Genomic DNA, 16298 nt, shown 5'->3' on the forward strand with positions numbered 1-16298 from the left:
CGTTCGTTAAGTTTCCGCTTGCCTAGCCGCAGGGTCTGACCGTAGCAATCGCCCAAAGCCCGTCAGGGGTGAGTTTGGGAGAGCTCTATGTATTCGCATCGTCGCCTGAGTTCCGTCTGCGCAGCGGGGGTTGCTGCAGTCGCGCTGATCCATGCCATGCCCGCGCTTGCGCAGGATGAAGCCGCACCTGCGGAGCCTGCCGCCGGCACCTATCAGGGCAATTCCATCGTGGTGACGGCGCAGTTCCGCGAACAGAACCTGCAGGATACGCCCATCGCCATCACCGCCATGGACGCGGCCACGCTGGAAGCGCGCGGCCAGACCTCGGTGACCGACCTCGGCGATTTCGCGCCCAACGTGGCGCTGGAGCCGGCCACCGGCCTGCAGGGCAATTCCATTGCCGCCTTCATTCGCGGCATCGGCCAGGCCGACGCCAGCTTCGCGCTGGAACCGGGCGTTGGCGTCTACATCGACGATATCTATTACGGCACCACCTTCGGCGCGGTGATGGACCTCACCGATCTGGACCGGGTGGAGGTGCTGCGCGGGCCGCAGGGCACGCTCGCCGGCAAGAACTCCGTGGGCGGCGCGATCAAGCTCTATACCGAGAAGCCGGACGGCAGCGGCGATGGCTTCGTGGAGGGCACCTATGGCCGGTTCGACCGGCTGGACATCCGCGCCAGCGCCGACTTCGCGCTGACGAAGGATCTGTTCGCCCGCATCTCCGGCGTCTCCAAGACCTCCGACGGCTATATGAAGCGGCTCGATTATGGCTGCGTGAACCCGACCAGCGGCGTGCCGCGCAGCGGCGGCGCGGGCGAGGATTGCGTGCTGGGCACCGAAGGCGGACGCGATCTGCAGGCGGTGCGGCTGGCGCTGCGCTACGCCCCCGAGAACTCCCCGCTGGAGATCAACCTGCGCGGCGATTACGCGACCGACAATTCGGAGATCGTGGCCACCAAGCTGCTCTATGCGGGCAATCCCTCGGTCCGCAGCTATGACGCTGCCGATCCCACGGGCGGCGTGCCGTTCGATGGCCGCTTCATCACCGGGCCGGAAAGCTACACCACCTATGCGACCTACAGCACGGGCGGCAATTACACGACGAACTTCGGCTTCCCCACGCAGATTACACCGGGCGGCTTCTCCGCGCCGCCGCGCGCAACGGCCGACAGCTGGGGCTTGAGCGGCACGATCGATTACGAACTTTCGCCCGATCTGAAGCTGACTTCCATCACCGGCTATCGCCATGCGAAGGGCACCAGCGGCATCGATGTGGACGGTTCTCCGCTGGCCATCCTGTTGCAGCAGTTCACCTTCAAGCACGCGCAGTTCACGCAGGAGCTGCGGCTGTCCGGCCAGTTCGGCGACGGGCTGATCGATGCCACGGTCGGCGGCTTCTATTACGATGCGAGCGATCGCGTTTATGGTCGCAACCAGATCCCCACGCTGCTGTTCGATTTCTATCAGGACGACAATGTTTCCAACCGCAGCGTTTCGGCCTTCGGCCATCTGGAAGTGCACCTGACCGATCGGCTCAATCTGGTGGGCGGCCTTCGGTATACGGATGACAAGAAGACCTACAACTATCAGCGGCTCAACCTCGACGGGACGGAGCCGTCCGGCGTGCCGCTGACACCCAATTTCCTCGTCGCCGGCCTCAGCGGTCTGGAAGGCACCTTCACGGGTGACCGCCTGGATTATCGCATCGGCGTGAATTACGAACTGGCCGACGATTTGATGGTCTATGCGCAGGTTTCCACCGGCTTCAAGGGCGGCGGCATCAACCCGCGCCCCTCCGCGGCGGATCAGGTGCGGACCTTCGGGCCGGAGAAGCTGACCACTTACGAAGGCGGCTTCAAGTCGCAGCTGTTCGATCGCCGGATGCGGCTGAACGGTGCCGTCTTCCTCAACGACTACAGCGATATCCAGCTGATCCGCTATCAGTGCCCGGACAGCGTCGTGCTCTCCTGCTCGGTGCCCAGCAACGCGGGTGATGCGGAGATCTTCGGCTTCGAGCTCGAAACCTTCGTGGAGCCGGTGGACGGCTTCCAGATCGACGGATCGATCGGCTATCTCGATTTCGATTACACCGAGATCACCAACCCCGCGACGCTGGTGACGAAGGACATGATCGCGCCCTTCATCAGCAAATGGCAGGTCTCCGCCGGCGTGCAGTATGCGGTGGAAATGGCCGGCGGATCGCGCATCACGCCCCGGCTGGACTGGTCCTACCGCTCGGACTTCTACTACAACTCGATCAACAATCCCTATAACCTCATCAACGGCTATAGCCTGTTCAACGGCCGGCTGACCTATGACAGCCCGCAGGGCGACTGGTCGCTGAGCGCCGCAGTCACCAACATCTTCGACAAGTTCTACTACACCGGCAAGGCCGAGAATATCGGCAGCTTCGGCGTGGTTACGGGCAATCCGGGCCGGCCGCGCGAATGGTCGGTGACGGTCCGCAAGGAGTTCTGAGCGGGGGCCGGGGCGGGCGCGCAATCGCCCGCCCCGGCCAACTCAGCCTGCGGGCAACTCGATCAACTCGATCTGATGGCCTTCGGGGCTGGCGATCATCGCCACCTGCACCGGGCCGACCGGGAAGATTTCCGTCAGCTTCACCGCGCCGTGCTGCAGGGCATGGTCAAAGCTGGCGGCAATATCCGCGCACACCAGCCCCACCGGGCCATGGCCGCTGCCGATATTGACCTCGCGCCCGTCCTTGCTTTGCACCAGCAGCAGGTTCGGCCCGGCCTCCTGACCCGGCAGCGCCATGATATGTTCGATAAAGCCGTCTTCATCGAAGGTCTGGACCACGGCAAAGCCGAAGGCCTCCCGCCAGAAGGCAAGCGCAGGCTGAATCGCCGGGACATTGAGCTTGAAGAAATTCAGGCGAACAGGCGGCGCTGTCATGTGATCCTCCCCTTTTGGCCCATCTAGCGCCCGCAGGCGCGGCAAGGCAATTGGGCGGATGGAGCAGGGCGCGAATCAGCCGAGCGCGAAGGTGATCGGCACCAGCACCCAGGCCTCGCGCGGCTGGCCGGCCTGGCTGGCGGGCACGAAGCGCCACCGGCGGACCGTCTTCGCCGCCGCCTCGTCAAGCCGGCCGAACCCGCTGGTTTCGGACAATTGCACCTGCTTGGCCGTGCCATCGGCACCGACGAGCACCTTGAGCCACACCACGCCTTCTTCGTGCGCGCGCTTGGAGAGGAAGGGATAGGCGGGCTTGGGATTGTTGAGCTGGGCGGCGTTGAAATCCGGCGGCACCACCGGTGCCGACACCGCCTGCGCAGGAGCGGCCGGGGGCGCGGGCGGCGCCACCGCCAGCGGGGCCACAGCCGTGGTGCGCGCGGCCATTTCCACCGGCACCGCGGCGATCTGCGCCGGACGCGGGAGTTCGAGCGGCGGAGCCGGCGCCACAACCGGGGCGGCTGCCTGAACCACCGGGTCCGCGGGAAGCGGCTCTGATGGCGGGGGAGGGGGTGGCGGCGGCGTGACGGAGAAGGTGGTCAGCCGCTGTTGGTGTTCGTTGAGATTGGCCTGGTAGCGGGCGGTCGCCAGCGCGGCGATCGCCAGCACATGGAACAGCACGATCGCGCCCAACACTGTCCAGCGGGGGCGGGCGGCCTCGCCATAGGCGGAACCGCCGGCACGGCGCGATTCGGCCAGCGGTGCAGGCGCAACCAGGCGAACGCCCGCCGCAGGGGCCGCATCGCGGCCTCCCCCGGCGGGCGCCTGGTCTTCAAAGCTGTCGCCCGCGAAGGCATCCAAATGCATGACTCTCATCATCGGCTCTCATGCTTGATGCTGCAAGTCAGTTTCATTTGCGCCTTATCCTTCGCGGGCGAATTGACAAGCCTCAATAACGCGCGGTCAGCGTGACCAAGGCCTGCCGCCCGGCGGCGGGCGTGGCGAAGTGCGGATTGCGCAGCTTGGCGATGTAGCGCTTGTCGGTCACGTTGTTCACATTCACCCGCACCGCGAAGTTCTCGTTGATGTCGTAGCTCGCATGGGCGTCAAACCGCACATATCCGGGCGCAGACACGAGATTTGCGCTGTCTGCATAGCGCTTCGACGCGCCATAGGCCCCGCCACCGATGCCGAACTGCGGGGTGACCTGCCAATCCACCGTCGCCGCGACATTGTGCTTCGACGTCTGGGGCAGGGCGTTGCCCGTGCCGTCGCGCACTTCGCTGTCGAGATAGGTGTATCCCACCAGCATGGACACCGGGCCGGCCCGACCGCTGGCACCCAGTTCGAAACCCTTGATGCGGGCGGATTGGATGATTTCGGGATTGGTGGCCATCGGATCGCGGTCGATGATGTTGCCGCGGTCGATCTGGAAGATCGCGCCGGTCAGCAGCAGATTGCCCTGGAACAGCTCCGTCTTGGCGCCGGCTTCCCAGTTCTCCATCGGGCTCGGCTCGTAGAAATCATTGGTGCCGCTGAGATTCTCCGCGCCTTCGCCGATCGTTGTGCCCGGAGGCGTCTTGGAATTGGCATAGGAGATATAGACGCTGGAGGTCTCCGTGGGCTTCACGATGGCGCCGCCCTGATAGGACCAGAACTTGCTGCGGTTGGAGACTTCATAGGGTGTGCCGCCGCTGACGCCCGTCGCCGTCGCCTCGTAATCCGTCCAGCGCACGCCGCCGTTGAGGACGAAGAGATCGCTGATGTTGATCGTGTCGAACAGATAGAGGCTGTATTCCCGCCCGCTGGCGCTGGACGGCGTGGCGCTCGGCGTCACCGAACCGGCCCACGGATCGTGGGGGTTCGGATTAGCCAGCGTGGTGCAGTTGTAACTGCCCAGCGCCACGTCGTTGCAGCCCGTGCCCGGACCGGTGAAGCGATAGTTGCCGGTGGCCACCGTGTAGTTTCGGTTGGTCGAGTCGATGTCGTTGAATTCGAAGCCGGCAGCCAGGCTGTGCGTCGCGGCGCCCGTATCGAAAACGGCGCCGAGATTGGTGTTGCTCACCCAGCCATCGCTCTGCGAATTGCGGCTCTTGGTGTTGCGCCACACATAGCCATTGGCGACATTGCCGGCGCTGTCGTCCGGGTTGGTGACGATATAATTGTTGCTGCTGTCGCTGTAGCGAGTGGTGTTGGACAGGGTGATGCCGCTGCCCAGGGCGGCCTTCACCTGCAGCGTGCCGGCGTCGATCTTGGTCTTCTGGAAATCGCGCGACAGCAGGCCGTAGAAATTGTCCGCATCGACATCGGCCGGTTCGCGCACACCGCCGGGCAACTGGCCGCGCGAGGTGAGCGGCAGGCCGTAATCGGGCATGGCGTCGGTTTCGTAGTGATAATAGTCGAGCGAGACGGTGATCGGCCCGCCTGCGCCATAGCTGATCGAGGGTGCCACGCCCCAGCGATCGTCATGCACCTCGTCGCGCCCGGCGACCTTGGAATCGTGGTACATGCCGACCACGCGCACGGCGAAGCCACTGCCCAATTCCTGGTTCACATCGCCGACCACGCGGATCAGGTCGGACGTGCCGCCCGTGACCTGCACGCTGCCGAAATTGCCCTGGCGTGCCACCTTGGTGACGAGGTTGATCGCGCCGCCCGCAGCGCCGCGGCCGCCGAAGGCGCTGCTCGGGCCCTTGGACACTTCGATCGATTCCAGCGCGAAGCTTTCCCGCGTCTGCGAGCCGACATCGCGCACGCCATCGACGAACACGTCGCCAGTGGCATCCACGCCGCGGATGAAGGGGATGTCGGCGCTCGCCACGCCGCCTTCACCGGCGCCCAGGGTGATGCCGGCGACAGTGCGCAGCGCGTCGGTGAGGGTGAAGGAGGCGGTATCCTGCAGCACCTTGTCGGTGATGACATTCACGATGCGCGGGGTGTCGAGGATGGGCGCGGTGGCCTTGGGGGAGGAGAGTTCCTGCACCTTGTATTCCTCCGTCGCGGCCTCGTCAGTAACGGTGACGCCTTCCAGACGGGTCGGCTCCTGCCGGTCCTGCGCCATGGCCGGCGCGCTGGCGATAAAGCCGACGCAGCTCAATGCCACGAAACTGCCGGCGGCGCCGCGCGCCTTGCTTGTCTTCCTCATTATTACCCTCCTGAGTGTCCTTGCGACTTCGCGGCGCGCTATCACGAATCGCTCGCAATAAGTCAACTCTAATGAGACTTAATCGCAGTACGGAGGGAAACTCGCAGATTTATGCGCGTTGCCGGGGGGCGTGGCTCAGGCGTCGGCCCAGCGGCGCATCAGGTTGTGATAGAGATTGGTAAGCTCCAGAACCGCTTCATCCGTGCCGCCGCGCTCTTCGCTGAGGGTGCGGATGGTGCGGTCCAGCCGATACAATTGCTCGCGCTCGCCATTGTCGCGCACCATGCTTTGCAGCCAGAAGAAACTGGCGACGCGCGCCCCTTGCGTGACCGGTTCGACGCGGTGCAGGCTGGATGCGGGATAGAGCACGAGATCGCCCGCGGCGAGCTTCACCCGGTGTTCGCCGAACAGATCCTCCACCACCAGTTCGCCGCCCTCGTAATCCTCCGGCTCGGCCAGGAACAGCGTGCAGGACAGATCGCTGCGGATGCGGAAGTCCGTGCCTTTCACCTGCCGCACCGAATTGTCGACGTGATTGCCGAAGGTTTCGCCGCCTTCGTAACGGTTGAACAGCGGCGGGAAGACCTTGAGCGGCAGCGCCGCGGCGATGAATTCGGGCGTGCGGCCGATGGCGTTCAGCACCATCTGCCCGGCCTCCGCCGCCGCATCGCAATTCTGCTTCAGCTGGCGATTGCGCTTGGCAAGCCGCGACTGGTGGCCGGAGGTTTCGTTGCCGTCCACCCACGGGCCGGCGTCGATGATCTCGCGGAAACGGGCGACCTCGGCCTTGTCGATCACGCTTTCGATCTTCATCATGGCACTATTCTCAATTCAGCCAGCTGCGCCAGCGAGTGGTGGTGTGGGTGGCTTCGGCGGTGACGATGCGAGCAGGGATGTCGTTCCATTCGGCGAACATCATCCCGGCGTCTGGGCCCAGTACCATGATGGCGGTCGCCAGGGCATCGGCGGCCATGCACAGCCGGTCGAGCACGGTGACGGCAAGGATCTGGTCCCCGATCGGCCGCCCGCTCTCCGGATCCAAGGTGTGGGACCAGCTCTCGCCCCCAGCCTCCCGGCGGCGGTGGTAATGGCCCGAGGTGGCAACGGACCAGCCGGTCAGCCCAATGCGCGCATGCGGCGCGTCGGAGCCGGGAGGCGTTTCCACATCCACCCACCAGGGCATCCCGTCCTCTCGCAGGCCGATCGCGCCCAGTTCGCCGCCGATTTCCAGCAGCGCGTTCTCCACCCCGCTGCGCCGCAATTGCGCCAGCGCCATGTCCACCGCAAAGCCCTTGGCGATACCCGAAAGGTCGAGCCGCAATCCGCCCGGCTGGAACAGCTCCTGCGCGGCGGAAAAGGTGATCGCCTGCCAGCGCGGCGCGGAATTGCCGCCGCTCTCGGCGGGCGGCACTGTCGGGGCGGGGGAGGCGCCGAAGCCCCATAGCTCGCTTGCATCGCCCAGCGCGGGATCGAAGGCCCCGTCGCTCATGCGGGCGATCTTCATGGCCTGGTCCAGCACGATGCGGAATTGCGGCGAAATGGGATGCGTGCTGCCCGGCGCACCGCGGTTGAAGCGGCTGAGCTCAGAATCCGGCTCCCACTGGCTCATCTGGCGGATCACCGCCTGGAACACCCCATCCAGCGAGGTTCTGATGCGTGGTTCGTCCAAACCCTTCGGCGCGACGGCCGACAGGCGCCAGCCGGTGCCCATCGTCTCGCCGCCCATGGTCAGCATCCGCCCGGCCGGAACGGGGCGGATGCTGTCAGGGGCGATGTCGGGCGGAAGCAGCAGTTCGGCCACTTCGCCCGTCTCGCCGAAAGGGCCGGACTGCGCGTTCAAAGCCGCATGAATTCCAGCACGGCGGTGTAGGACGCGCGCCGCGCCGGCGTGTCGCCCTGCGCTTCGCCGCCGCTTTGCGAGGCTTCGATATAATACATGCCGGGTTCGTCGGCGGAGAACGTCACCATGCCGTCAGCATCGGTTTTCAGTGTCTTGATACCGGGATCGTCGCGCCAGCGCGTGCCGCCTTCCACGAACTCCACCTCCATATTCGCGGCCGGCTTGCCGTCCATCAGGAAGCGCATCTGCGCGGGCTCACCCGCCAGCAGATCGTTGGGATGGGTCACAGGGACCATCTCCAGCCCCTTGCCGGTAGGGGCCAGCGCCGTCTCGCTCGGTGCGCCCAGCGTCACGAAGGTCTCGATCCGCTGGGCGTTGTTCATGACGCGCACATTGGTGGCGCCGGCGGGCACCTGATCGGCGCCGCCGCGGAAGCGGTGCCGCTGCCCATTGAGTTCGTACATGCCGGAAAGCCCGTCCATCACCACCGCGATGCGGTAGGTGCCCTGCTCGTTCAGCGGCACTTCGAAGGCGCTGCGATAGCGGCCCTTGCCGATGATCGCGGGATCCACCGGCTTCCCGTCCGGCCCGGTGATCGTGAGATCGTCCAGCCCCAGCGCATTGTGTTCGAACAGGAACAGTTCGTTCGATGCGGCGGCGTCCACGCTGGCGATGGCACTGTCGCCGGAATAGGTCGTCATCGTCGGCAGCAGCCAGCGGCGATGCGCCTCCGCCTTTCCGGGCATGAATGCGGCGAGGCCGAGCGCGAGGCCGGCGGCGAAGAGGCTGGGCTTGATGAACATGGCGGTATCTCCCCTCGGGTAAAGGATCAGGGCTTGATGGTGAGGCGCACGGCGCCGAGTTCGGTCTTTCCGGTGGCGCTGGCGCTCTTGCTGCCGGCGGGCGGCCACTGGAAGGGAACGGTCACGACTTCGCGCCCGCCCACTTCGCGCGCCGCTTCCACGCGCAGATTATAAGAGCCGGGCGCCAGCTTCTTCAGCGGGCCTTTGCCTTCGACGAACTTGAGATCGTAGCGGCCGGGCGCCTGCGTGGGGCCGGTGACGCCGTTCACCGGCATGGTGAGCGAGCGGCCGGCGCGGCGCCACCACAGGCGCAGGTCGGACAGCCACTTGTCGCCCTTGTCCTTGCCCTTCAGGTCGACATCGTACCAGACGTCGAGATTGGACACGACCTTGCCGGCCTGGTCCTCGATCCAGATGGCGACATAGGGATTGTGATATTCCGCCACGCGCAGGCGGGGGATTTCCAGCGTGACGGCCAGCTCTCCCGCATGGGCGGGGGCGGCCAGCGCACCGCTGGCGGCAATGCCGGTCGCGGCGAAAAGGGCAGGATTGCGCATCATGTGTCCTTTGCGGCTCAATGCATGAGGAAGATCAGGAGGAAGAGCGGGATCACCACCCCCGCGCCCACGATCGGCCAGGTGGAGCGGCGCTTGCGCGCGTGGATCTGCAGCAGCAGCAGGCCGGTGACGCAGAACACGACGCAGGCGACGGCGAAGATGTCGATGAACCAGGCCCAGGCGGTGCCGGTGTCCCGCCCTTTGTGCAGATCGTTGAGATAGGCGATCCAGCCGCGGTCGGTCTTCTCGTAGGTCACGTCACCCGTGGTGCGGTCCACGGCGACCCAGCCGTCACCGCCGGGGCGGGGCAGGGGGATGTAGAGCTCCAGCTCGCTCCATTCGGGCACCCGCCCGGCGGTGGAAATGCCGAACTCACCAGCCAGCCAGTCCGCCACCGGGGCTGGCACGGGCGCGGGGGGCGTGCCGCTGGGCGCGGCGGTGGGCATGGATTCGAGGGTGCGCAGGACGCTGCCGGGCATGATCGCCTCGCGCGTGGCGATGGCTGGCTCCGCTTCGATGTCGCCAGCGTGGTTCAGCGTGATGCCGGTGACGGCGAACAGCACCATGCCGACCAGGCAGATCGCGCTGCTCATCCAGTGCCAGGTATGGAACTGGCGCTTCCAGAACGCGGACATGCCGGTCTTGCGCGGCTTCACCTGCCGCGGCGGCGATGCCTTCGCCGGATGTATCTCGTCAAAATCGGTCTTCATCACGCTGCCGGCTGATCCCTGAAGTTCCGGCCAATGCTGCAATTGAGAATAAAGATCAATAGTGGTCGTGGGGGCAAAAGGGCGTTTTGTGCTCCCTTGCGGTCACTCTTCCGGGCCGCCCGCGCGTTTGCGCCTGCTGGAGCCGTGGCACCCCTTGGCGCAGCAGGGTTGGGAGGCGGGCGTCGCGGGCGGGCCATCCTGCAGCGGCAGCGAGACGACGCCGCCCCGGCACAGCGAGAGGCTAAGCGCGCCGGCACCATGCTCGCTCGCCACCGGCCCGACCATGGCGGGGAGCAATGCGATGGCCGCGAACAGCGAAAGGTCCAGCGTCATCGCTCTTCCTCCTCGATCAGAATGCGGGCGGCGGCGCCGTCGGGATCCTCGAACTGCCCGTCACGCAGCGCCCAGAAGAACCCGGCGAGGCCGAGCCCGCCGAGCAGCAGCGCCACCGGGATCAGGAACAGCAGCCCCGTCATCGTGCTGCCCGCGCAAGGCGCAGCGAATTGGCGATCACCAGCAGCGAGCTGGCCGACATGGCGATCGCCGCGATCAGCGGCGTGACGAGACCCGCAAGCGCGAGCGGCACTGCGCAGGCGTTATAGGCGATAGCGAGCGCGAAATTCTGCCGCACCACCCGCATCGTGGCGCGCGCGGCGCGGACGGAGCGAGGCAGGGCGAGGAGCGAATCCTGCACGAACACCAGATCGGCCGCCTGCAGCCCCACTTCGCTCGCCGTGCCGGGCGCGATGGAAGCATCGGCGGCGGCGAGGGCGGGGCCATCGTTGAGCCCGTCGCCCACCATCAGCACGCGGCGCCCGGCCTTGCGCAGCCGGTTGATCGCGTCCTGCTTGTCGGCAGGCGACGCGCTGGCCTGGGCGGTGAGGCCGGTGGTCCGCGCCACATCCGCCACCGCCGCGGCATTGTCGCCCGAGAGGATCGAGCATTTGACGCCGAGGCGCTGCAGCCCGGCGAGCGCATCTATCGCGTCCGGCCTGAGCCGATCGGCGAAGGGGATCAGCCAGACCGGTTCCCCAATGATTTCCAGCGTGGCGGCGGTGCCGCTGGCGCTGTCCGGCCGGCGCAAGGCCACATGGTGCGTGCCCCAGCGGGCGAAGACGCCTTCGCCGGGGCGTTCCTCGACCAACTGGAGTTCGGCCGCCTTGACGCCTGCCGCCGCGAGAGCACCCGCCAGCGCCCGCGAAAGCGGGTGCCGGCTGTGCGAGGCGAGGGCCAGAGCGATCGCCGCGACCTCCGCAGGAAGCGCCGCGAGCGCCGCCGCATCGGGCACCGGGCGGCCGAGCGTGAGCGTGCCGGTCTTGTCGAGCAGCGCGCGATCCACCGTGGCGAGGCGTTCCAGCGCAGAGCCATCCTTCACCATGATCCCGGCGCGCATCAGCGATCCGCTGGCGACCACCTGCGCCACCGGCACGGCCAGGCCCAGCGCGCAGGGGCAGGTGATGATCAGGACGGCGACGCCGATCACCAGCGCCTGATAAAGCCCGGCACCCGCGATCAGCCAGCCGACCACGGCCAGCGCGGCCAGCGTATGCACCGCCGGGGCATAGAGCCGCGCGGCGCGATCGGCGATCCGCACATAGCGGCTGCGGTTCTGTGCGCTCGCTTCCATCAGGCGGGCGATCTCCGCCAGCGTGGTGTCATGTCCCGCGTGCGTTACGCGCACATCGACCGGCGCATCCAGATTGAGCGTGCCCGCCATGACTATGGCGCCCATGTGCGCCGCCACGGGGGCGCTTTCGCCGGTGAGCAGGGACTGGTCGAACCGGCTCGATCCGCGCAGGATCTCCCCATCGGCGGCCAGACGCTCGCCGGCGGCGACGCGCATGATCATTCCGGGCAACAGGGCATCGGCCTCCTGCCAGGAGAGGCTGCCGTCTGTCCCCACCACCATGGCGCCCTGCGCCGCCTGGCTGAGCAGCGCATCCACGCCGCGCCGGGCGCGATCGCGCATCATCGCGTCCATCACCCGGCCGGCGAGCAGGAAGGTGAGCAGCATCAGCGCGCCGTCGAACCACGCATCCGCCCCGCCCAGCATGGTTTCATAGAGGCTGAGGCCGGTGGCGATCAGCACGCCGATGGAGATCGGCACGTCCATATTCGTCGTGCCGTGGCGCAGTGCCTTCCATGCCGAGCGGAAGAAGGGCTGCCCGGCATAGGCGATGGCCGGAATGGCGATCAGCGCGGAGATCCAGTGGAACAGCGATCGGGTGGAGCCTTCGGCCCCGGCCCAGACGCTGACCGAAAGCAGCATCACATTCATCGCAGCGAAGGCCGCGACCGCCAGCGGAGCCAGCAGCGGGCGGACTGCGGAATAGGGCCGCGTGGTCGCCTCGCGCCGTGCCTGCGCTTCGAAGCCGATCTCGGCGAGAGCGGCCACGAGGTCGTGGCTATCCACCTCCGGCCCGTGGCTGACCGTGACCATGCGCGAGGACAGGTTGACGCGCGCATCGGCAATGCCGGGAAGCGCCTTCAGCCCGCGCTCGACCTTGCTCATGCAGCCGGCGCAATGCATGCCCGGCACGGCCACCACCGTGGTTTCGAGGGGGCTGGCGGAGCGGGGCAGGGCAGTCATTACAGGGTCTCCTGCCGGCGCCAGTCATGCGTGCCGTCGGTTATGTCGAGCCGCAGCGTCCACCGTTCGGCGGGCAGCACGCCATCGGAAAGATAGCGGCCACCGCCGATGGCGGTGAATTCTAGGAGGTGATCGGGCAGGCGGCCGAGCGGGTGGCGCGCATCGCCCCGCACCGTCAGCCCGGCGGGTGCCCTGGACACCTGTACCACCAGTCTGCCGTCCGGCCGCCAGGTTGTCACCACGTCCCAGCCGAGCTTTTTCTGCGCCTCTGCCTGTTCCAGCCAGCCGTTGAAGTGCTGGCTGGCGACGTAGGAATTCTCCACCACGATGCCGCCGAAGGTGGAGCTGGCGAAGCGCGCCATGGTGAAGTTCACCAGCATGACCACGCCGAAGAAGGCCACCAGGATGCCGGTCATGTGCCAGCCGGTGAAGGGGCGCGCTGCCCGCTGTGTGCCCTGCGCGGTCATTGTTCGCCTCCCGGAGTTTCGAAATAGGTCTCGCTGGTGTCCATTTCCGCCTGCTCGTCCAGCGACGTCACCGTGAAGGCGAAGTCCTGCGACGCGGTGCCGGCAGGTGCGATGACATACAGCCGCAGCGGCTTGGTGGCATCGGCGGGCACCGGCATGGTGAGGACGCGGGCGGCATCGGCGCGGGCGATCTCGTCGGTCCACATTTCCGCACCGGGCAGTCCCTCGATCGCCACGCGCATGTCGCGCGGGCGGCTTTCCATGTTGCGCAGCTTCACCGTGTAGGCGTTGCGCACGCTGCCGTCGCTCATCAGCATGAAGGGCGGGTTGCGATCCGGCGCCACGGAAATATCCGTGTGGCTGCGTACGCCGAGCGCGAAGAGCAGCCCCAGGCCGATCGCGGCCCAGATGGAGAAATAGATGATCGTGCGCGGATGCAGCAGCGCCTTCCATGCCGGCCGCGCCGGCTCCCCGGCCTGTTCCCGCTCGCAATCTTCCAGTGTGGCATAGTCGATCAGCCCGCGCGGGCGGCCGACTTCGCGCATCACGCGGTCGCAGACATCGATGCACAGCGCGCAGGTGATGCAGGCGATGTCCGGCCCCTTGCGGATGTCATAGCCGGTGGGGCACACGGCCACGCACTGGTTGCAATCCACGCAGTCCCCGAAGGCGCCGGGGTTCTTTTCCGCCTTCTTCACGCTGCCGCGCGGTTCCCCGCGCCAGTGCTTGTAGGTGACGATCAGGGATTTCTCGTCCACCATGGCGCCCTGGATCCGCGGCCAGGGGCACATGTAGATGCACACCTGTTCCCGCATGAAGCCGCCGAGGATGAAGGTCGTCGCGGTCAGCACCGCCACGGTGGCATAGGCCACCGGCGCCGCCTGCCCGCTCCAGAACTCCTGCGTCAGCGTGGGGGCATCGGCGAAATACATGATCCACGCGCCGCCGGTCCAGAAGCTGATGGCCAGATAGATGGACCATTTCACCGCGCGATGGGCGATCTTCTTCGGCCCCCAGGGCGCGCGCTCCAGCCGCATCTGCGCATTGCGATCGCCGTCCACCAGCCGGTCCACATGCTGGAACAGGTCGGTCCACACAGTCTGCGGGCAGCTGTAGCCGCACCATGCGCGCCCCACGGCGCTGGTCACCAGGAACAGGCCGATGCCGGCCATGATCAGCAGCCCGGCGACGAAGTAGAATTCCTGCGGCCAGATCTCGATGCCGAACATATAGAAGCGGCGGTTGGCGAGATCGACCAGCACCGCCTGATCGGGCGCATAGGGGCCACGGTCCCAGCGGATCCAGGGGGTGCCGTAGTAAATGGAGAGGGCAACCACCATCACCAGCCATTTGAAGCGGCGGAAGGGCCCGTCCACCTTCTGGGGGTGGACGGGCTTGCGCTTCTCATAGAGCCGCGCCGCTCCCGGCGCGGTCACCGGTTCAAGGTTGCTCATTGGGGTCGGCCTTCGTCTGGCCCTCGGTTTCGACGGCCTCCTGGAAGTCTTCGCCCCCCCCGAGCGAATGAACATAGGCGGCCAGCATCTTGATGGTCGCCGGGTCGAGGCGGCCCGACCACGCCGGCATCACGCCCATGCGCGGCTGGGTGATCTGCCGGATCACGTCCTCGCGCGTTCCGCCATAGAGCCAGATCGCATCGGCCAGATTCGGCGCGCCGAACTGGCGCAGGCCCTTGCCGTCGGAACCATGGCAGACAGCGCAGTTTTCCTCGAACAGCTTGGCGCCGGCGGGATTGTCCTTCGCCTTGCCGGAGAGGCTCAGCACATGGTCAGCCAGCGCGCCGATCTGCTGCGGCGTGAGGAAGCCGTCGCCAAAGGCGGGCATGATGGAATTGCGCGTCTCGTCGTCGCCCGGCTGGCGGATGCCGTGCAGCAGCGTAGTCTCAATCGTGTTGAGATCGCCGCCCCACAGCCAGTCGTCATCGTTCAGATTGGGATAGCCGGGCGATCCGGCGGCCCCCGCACCGTGGCACTGGACGCAATTGACCTTGAACGCCGCCCGGCCGCCGGCCACCGCCGCGCGCATCAGCTGCTCATTGCCCTGGATCTTGCCGATCGGCAGGATCGCCAGCTGCGCCAGCGTGCCCGCGCGGCGCTGGTCTTCCACCGCCATCTCCTTCGCCAGCTGCCCGCGGCTGGTCCAGCCGAGAACGCCCGCGGTCGCCCGGTCCACCAGCGGCCAGGCGGGATAGGCGATGCAATATCCGATCGCGAACACGATCGTGGCGTAGAAGCTCCAGATCCACCAGCGCGGCAGCGGATTGTTCAGCTCCTCGATACCGTCCCATTCATGGCCGACGGTTTCGACGCCGGTCGCTTCGTCGATGTGCTTATTGGCCATCGTTCTCGTCCTTGAAGATCAGATTGGCGGCATCGTGGTTGTGCCGGCGGGCGCCGGGCCGGAAGGGCCAGAGCGAGAGGCCGACGAAGACCACCAGCATGGTCAGCAGCCCCCAGCTGTCCGCCAGATGGCGGAGCGCTTCATAGGTGGAATGGTCGCTCACCGGCCTGTCTCCATGGCCAGATCTTCCTGCGCGGCGGCGCTATCCACATCCACCAGCGTGCCCAGCATCTGCAGATAGGCGATCAGCGCATCCATCTCCGTCAGCCGTCGCGGATCGCCGTCGAAATCGCGGACCTGCGCCTTGGGATAGCGTTCCTCCAGATCGCCCGCATCGGCATCGGGATTGCCCTGGGCGAGCATGTCGGCCTTGGCCATTTCCAGATCGCGATCGGTGTAGGGGACGCCCACCATCCGCAGCGCGCGCAGATTGGCCTCCGGATCGCCGATCTGAAGATCGGTTTCGGCCAGGAAGCCATATTGCGGCATGACGCTTTCCGGCACCACGCTCTGCGGGTTCTTCAGGTGCTGGACGTGCCAGCTGTCCGAATAGCGCCCGCCCACGCGGGCAAGGTCCGGCCCGGTGCGCTTGGAGCCCCACTGGAACGGGTGGTCATACATGCTTTCGGCCGCCAGGCTGTAATGGCCATAGCGTTCCACCTCGTCACGGAAGGGGCGGATCATCTGGCTGTGGCAGACGTAGCAGCCCTCGCGCACATAGATGTCGCGCCCGGCCTGCTCCAGCGGGGTGTAGGGGCGCACGCCCTCCACCTTCTCGATCGTGTTGTCGATCCAGAACAGCGGCGCGATTTCCACGATGCCGCCGATGGCGACCGTGATCAGCGCGCCGACGCCGAGCAGCGTCACGTTCCGTTCGAGCTTCTTGTGTTGTTCGGTAATGCTCACTGGATGTGC

The 16298-nt window shown here is 66.6% G+C and carries 17 protein-coding genes; 1 reads left to right on the plus strand and 16 read right to left on the minus strand.

Annotated features, from left to right (window positions below; translation table 11 throughout):
- Nucleotides 1–87 precede the first annotated feature (87 nt).
- The gene (locus AEB_RS07390) at nucleotides 88–2481 is read left to right on the plus strand and encodes a TonB-dependent receptor (RefSeq protein WP_119082605.1); all 2394 of its coding nucleotides are present in this window, start codon (nucleotides 88–90) and stop codon (nucleotides 2479–2481) included.
- A gap of 42 nt (nucleotides 2482–2523) precedes the next feature.
- Here AEB_RS07390 and AEB_RS07395 read toward each other — a convergent pair whose 3' ends face one another.
- The 16 genes from AEB_RS07395 to ccoO all read right to left on the minus strand — a co-directional run bounded on the left by AEB_RS07395 (nucleotide 2524) and on the right by ccoO (nucleotide 16289).
- A complete protein-coding gene (locus AEB_RS07395; protein ID WP_119082606.1) occupies nucleotides 2524–2916 on the minus strand; it encodes a VOC family protein in 393 nt (130 codons plus the stop codon).
- Nucleotides 2917–2991: 75 nt separating this feature from the next.
- A complete protein-coding gene (locus AEB_RS18390; RefSeq protein WP_145985276.1) occupies nucleotides 2992–3792 on the minus strand; it encodes an energy transducer TonB in 801 nt (266 codons plus the stop codon).
- A gap of 70 nt (nucleotides 3793–3862) precedes the next feature.
- Nucleotides 3863–6058, minus strand: a complete 2196-nt coding sequence (locus AEB_RS07405; protein ID WP_119082608.1) for a TonB-dependent receptor — start codon at nucleotides 6056–6058, stop codon at nucleotides 3863–3865.
- Between the two features lie 135 nt (nucleotides 6059–6193).
- The gene (locus AEB_RS07410; protein ID WP_119082609.1) at nucleotides 6194–6874 is read right to left on the minus strand and encodes a Fe2+-dependent dioxygenase; all 681 of its coding nucleotides are present in this window, start codon (nucleotides 6872–6874) and stop codon (nucleotides 6194–6196) included.
- Nucleotides 6875–6884: 10 nt separating this feature from the next.
- On the minus strand, nucleotides 6885–7898 hold the full coding sequence (locus tag AEB_RS07415) for an FAD:protein FMN transferase (RefSeq protein ID WP_119082610.1): 1014 nt from the start codon (nucleotides 7896–7898) through the stop codon (nucleotides 6885–6887).
- On the minus strand, nucleotides 7895–8701 hold the full coding sequence (locus AEB_RS07420; protein ID WP_119082611.1) for a DUF4198 domain-containing protein: 807 nt from the start codon (nucleotides 8699–8701) through the stop codon (nucleotides 7895–7897). Before AEB_RS07420 ends, AEB_RS07415 begins: the two co-directional genes overlap by 4 nt.
- Before the next feature lie 26 nt (nucleotides 8702–8727).
- Nucleotides 8728–9261: a DUF2271 domain-containing protein gene (locus AEB_RS07425; protein ID WP_119082612.1), complete on the minus strand. Its 534-nt coding sequence runs from the start codon at nucleotides 9259–9261 to the stop codon at nucleotides 8728–8730.
- A 14-nt stretch (nucleotides 9262–9275) separates the two neighbouring features.
- Nucleotides 9276–9968, minus strand: a complete 693-nt coding sequence (locus AEB_RS07430) for a PepSY-associated TM helix domain-containing protein (RefSeq protein WP_197714487.1) — start codon at nucleotides 9966–9968, stop codon at nucleotides 9276–9278.
- A gap of 102 nt (nucleotides 9969–10070) precedes the next feature.
- On the minus strand, nucleotides 10071–10301 hold the full coding sequence (locus AEB_RS07435) for a hypothetical protein (RefSeq protein ID WP_119082613.1): 231 nt from the start codon (nucleotides 10299–10301) through the stop codon (nucleotides 10071–10073).
- Nucleotides 10298–10444: a cbb3-type cytochrome oxidase assembly protein CcoS gene (gene ccoS, locus AEB_RS07440; protein ID WP_119082614.1), complete on the minus strand. Its 147-nt coding sequence runs from the start codon at nucleotides 10442–10444 to the stop codon at nucleotides 10298–10300. The genes AEB_RS07435 and ccoS overlap by 4 nt, the downstream gene beginning before the upstream one ends.
- On the minus strand, nucleotides 10441–12558 hold the full coding sequence (locus tag AEB_RS07445; protein WP_119082615.1) for a heavy metal translocating P-type ATPase: 2118 nt from the start codon (nucleotides 12556–12558) through the stop codon (nucleotides 10441–10443). The genes ccoS and AEB_RS07445 overlap by 4 nt, the downstream gene beginning before the upstream one ends.
- Nucleotides 12558–13025: a FixH family protein gene (locus AEB_RS07450; protein ID WP_119082616.1), complete on the minus strand. Its 468-nt coding sequence runs from the start codon at nucleotides 13023–13025 to the stop codon at nucleotides 12558–12560. Before AEB_RS07450 ends, AEB_RS07445 begins: the two co-directional genes overlap by 1 nt.
- On the minus strand, nucleotides 13022–14479 hold the full coding sequence (ccoG, locus tag AEB_RS07455; protein ID WP_119082617.1) for a cytochrome c oxidase accessory protein CcoG: 1458 nt from the start codon (nucleotides 14477–14479) through the stop codon (nucleotides 13022–13024). Before ccoG ends, AEB_RS07450 begins: the two co-directional genes overlap by 4 nt.
- Complete coding sequence (ccoP, locus tag AEB_RS07460; protein ID WP_119082618.1) at nucleotides 14466–15383, minus strand: cytochrome-c oxidase, cbb3-type subunit III; 918 nt, start codon at nucleotides 15381–15383, stop codon at nucleotides 14466–14468. The genes ccoG and ccoP overlap by 14 nt, the downstream gene beginning before the upstream one ends.
- Nucleotides 15373–15546 carry a cbb3-type cytochrome c oxidase subunit 3 gene (locus AEB_RS07465; RefSeq protein ID WP_119082619.1) on the minus strand — a complete coding sequence of 58 codons (174 nt, stop codon included), beginning with the start codon at nucleotides 15544–15546 and terminating at the stop codon, nucleotides 15373–15375. Before AEB_RS07465 ends, ccoP begins: the two co-directional genes overlap by 11 nt.
- Complete coding sequence (ccoO, locus tag AEB_RS07470; RefSeq protein WP_119082620.1) at nucleotides 15543–16289, minus strand: cytochrome-c oxidase, cbb3-type subunit II; 747 nt, start codon at nucleotides 16287–16289, stop codon at nucleotides 15543–15545. The genes AEB_RS07465 and ccoO overlap by 4 nt, the downstream gene beginning before the upstream one ends.
- Nucleotides 16290–16298: the final 9 nt, after the last annotated feature.

The sequence above is a fragment of the Altererythrobacter sp. B11 genome, from assembly GCF_003569745.1.
Taxonomy (GTDB): Bacteria; Pseudomonadota; Alphaproteobacteria; order Sphingomonadales; family Sphingomonadaceae; genus Croceibacterium_C.

Coding starts and splice junctions, on each gene's coding strand:
- AEB_RS07390 (WP_119082605.1), top strand. CDS start 88: ATGTATTCGCATCGTCGCCTGAGTTCCGTCTGCGCAGCGGGGGTTGCT.
- AEB_RS07395 (WP_119082606.1), bottom strand. CDS start 2,916: ATGACAGCGCCGCCTGTTCGCCTGAATTTCTTCAAGCTCAATGTCCCG.
- AEB_RS18390 (WP_145985276.1), bottom strand. CDS start 3,792: ATGATGAGAGTCATGCATTTGGATGCCTTCGCGGGCGACAGCTTTGAA.
- AEB_RS07405 (WP_119082608.1), bottom strand. CDS start 6,058: ATGAGGAAGACAAGCAAGGCGCGCGGCGCCGCCGGCAGTTTCGTGGCA.
- AEB_RS07410 (WP_119082609.1), bottom strand. CDS start 6,874: ATGATGAAGATCGAAAGCGTGATCGACAAGGCCGAGGTCGCCCGTTTC.
- AEB_RS07420 (WP_119082611.1), bottom strand. CDS start 8,701: ATGTTCATCAAGCCCAGCCTCTTCGCCGCCGGCCTCGCGCTCGGCCTC.
- AEB_RS07425 (WP_119082612.1), bottom strand. CDS start 9,261: ATGATGCGCAATCCTGCCCTTTTCGCCGCGACCGGCATTGCCGCCAGC.
- AEB_RS07430 (WP_197714487.1), bottom strand. CDS start 9,968: ATGAAGACCGATTTTGACGAGATACATCCGGCGAAGGCATCGCCGCCG.
- AEB_RS07435 (WP_119082613.1), bottom strand. CDS start 10,301: ATGACGCTGGACCTTTCGCTGTTCGCGGCCATCGCATTGCTCCCCGCC.
- ccoS (WP_119082614.1), bottom strand. CDS start 10,444: ATGACGGGGCTGCTGTTCCTGATCCCGGTGGCGCTGCTGCTCGGCGGG.
- AEB_RS07445 (WP_119082615.1), bottom strand. CDS start 12,558: ATGACTGCCCTGCCCCGCTCCGCCAGCCCCCTCGAAACCACGGTGGTG.
- AEB_RS07450 (WP_119082616.1), bottom strand. CDS start 13,025: ATGACCGCGCAGGGCACACAGCGGGCAGCGCGCCCCTTCACCGGCTGG.
- ccoG (WP_119082617.1), bottom strand. CDS start 14,479: ATGAGCAACCTTGAACCGGTGACCGCGCCGGGAGCGGCGCGGCTCTAT.
- ccoP (WP_119082618.1), bottom strand. CDS start 15,383: ATGGCCAATAAGCACATCGACGAAGCGACCGGCGTCGAAACCGTCGGC.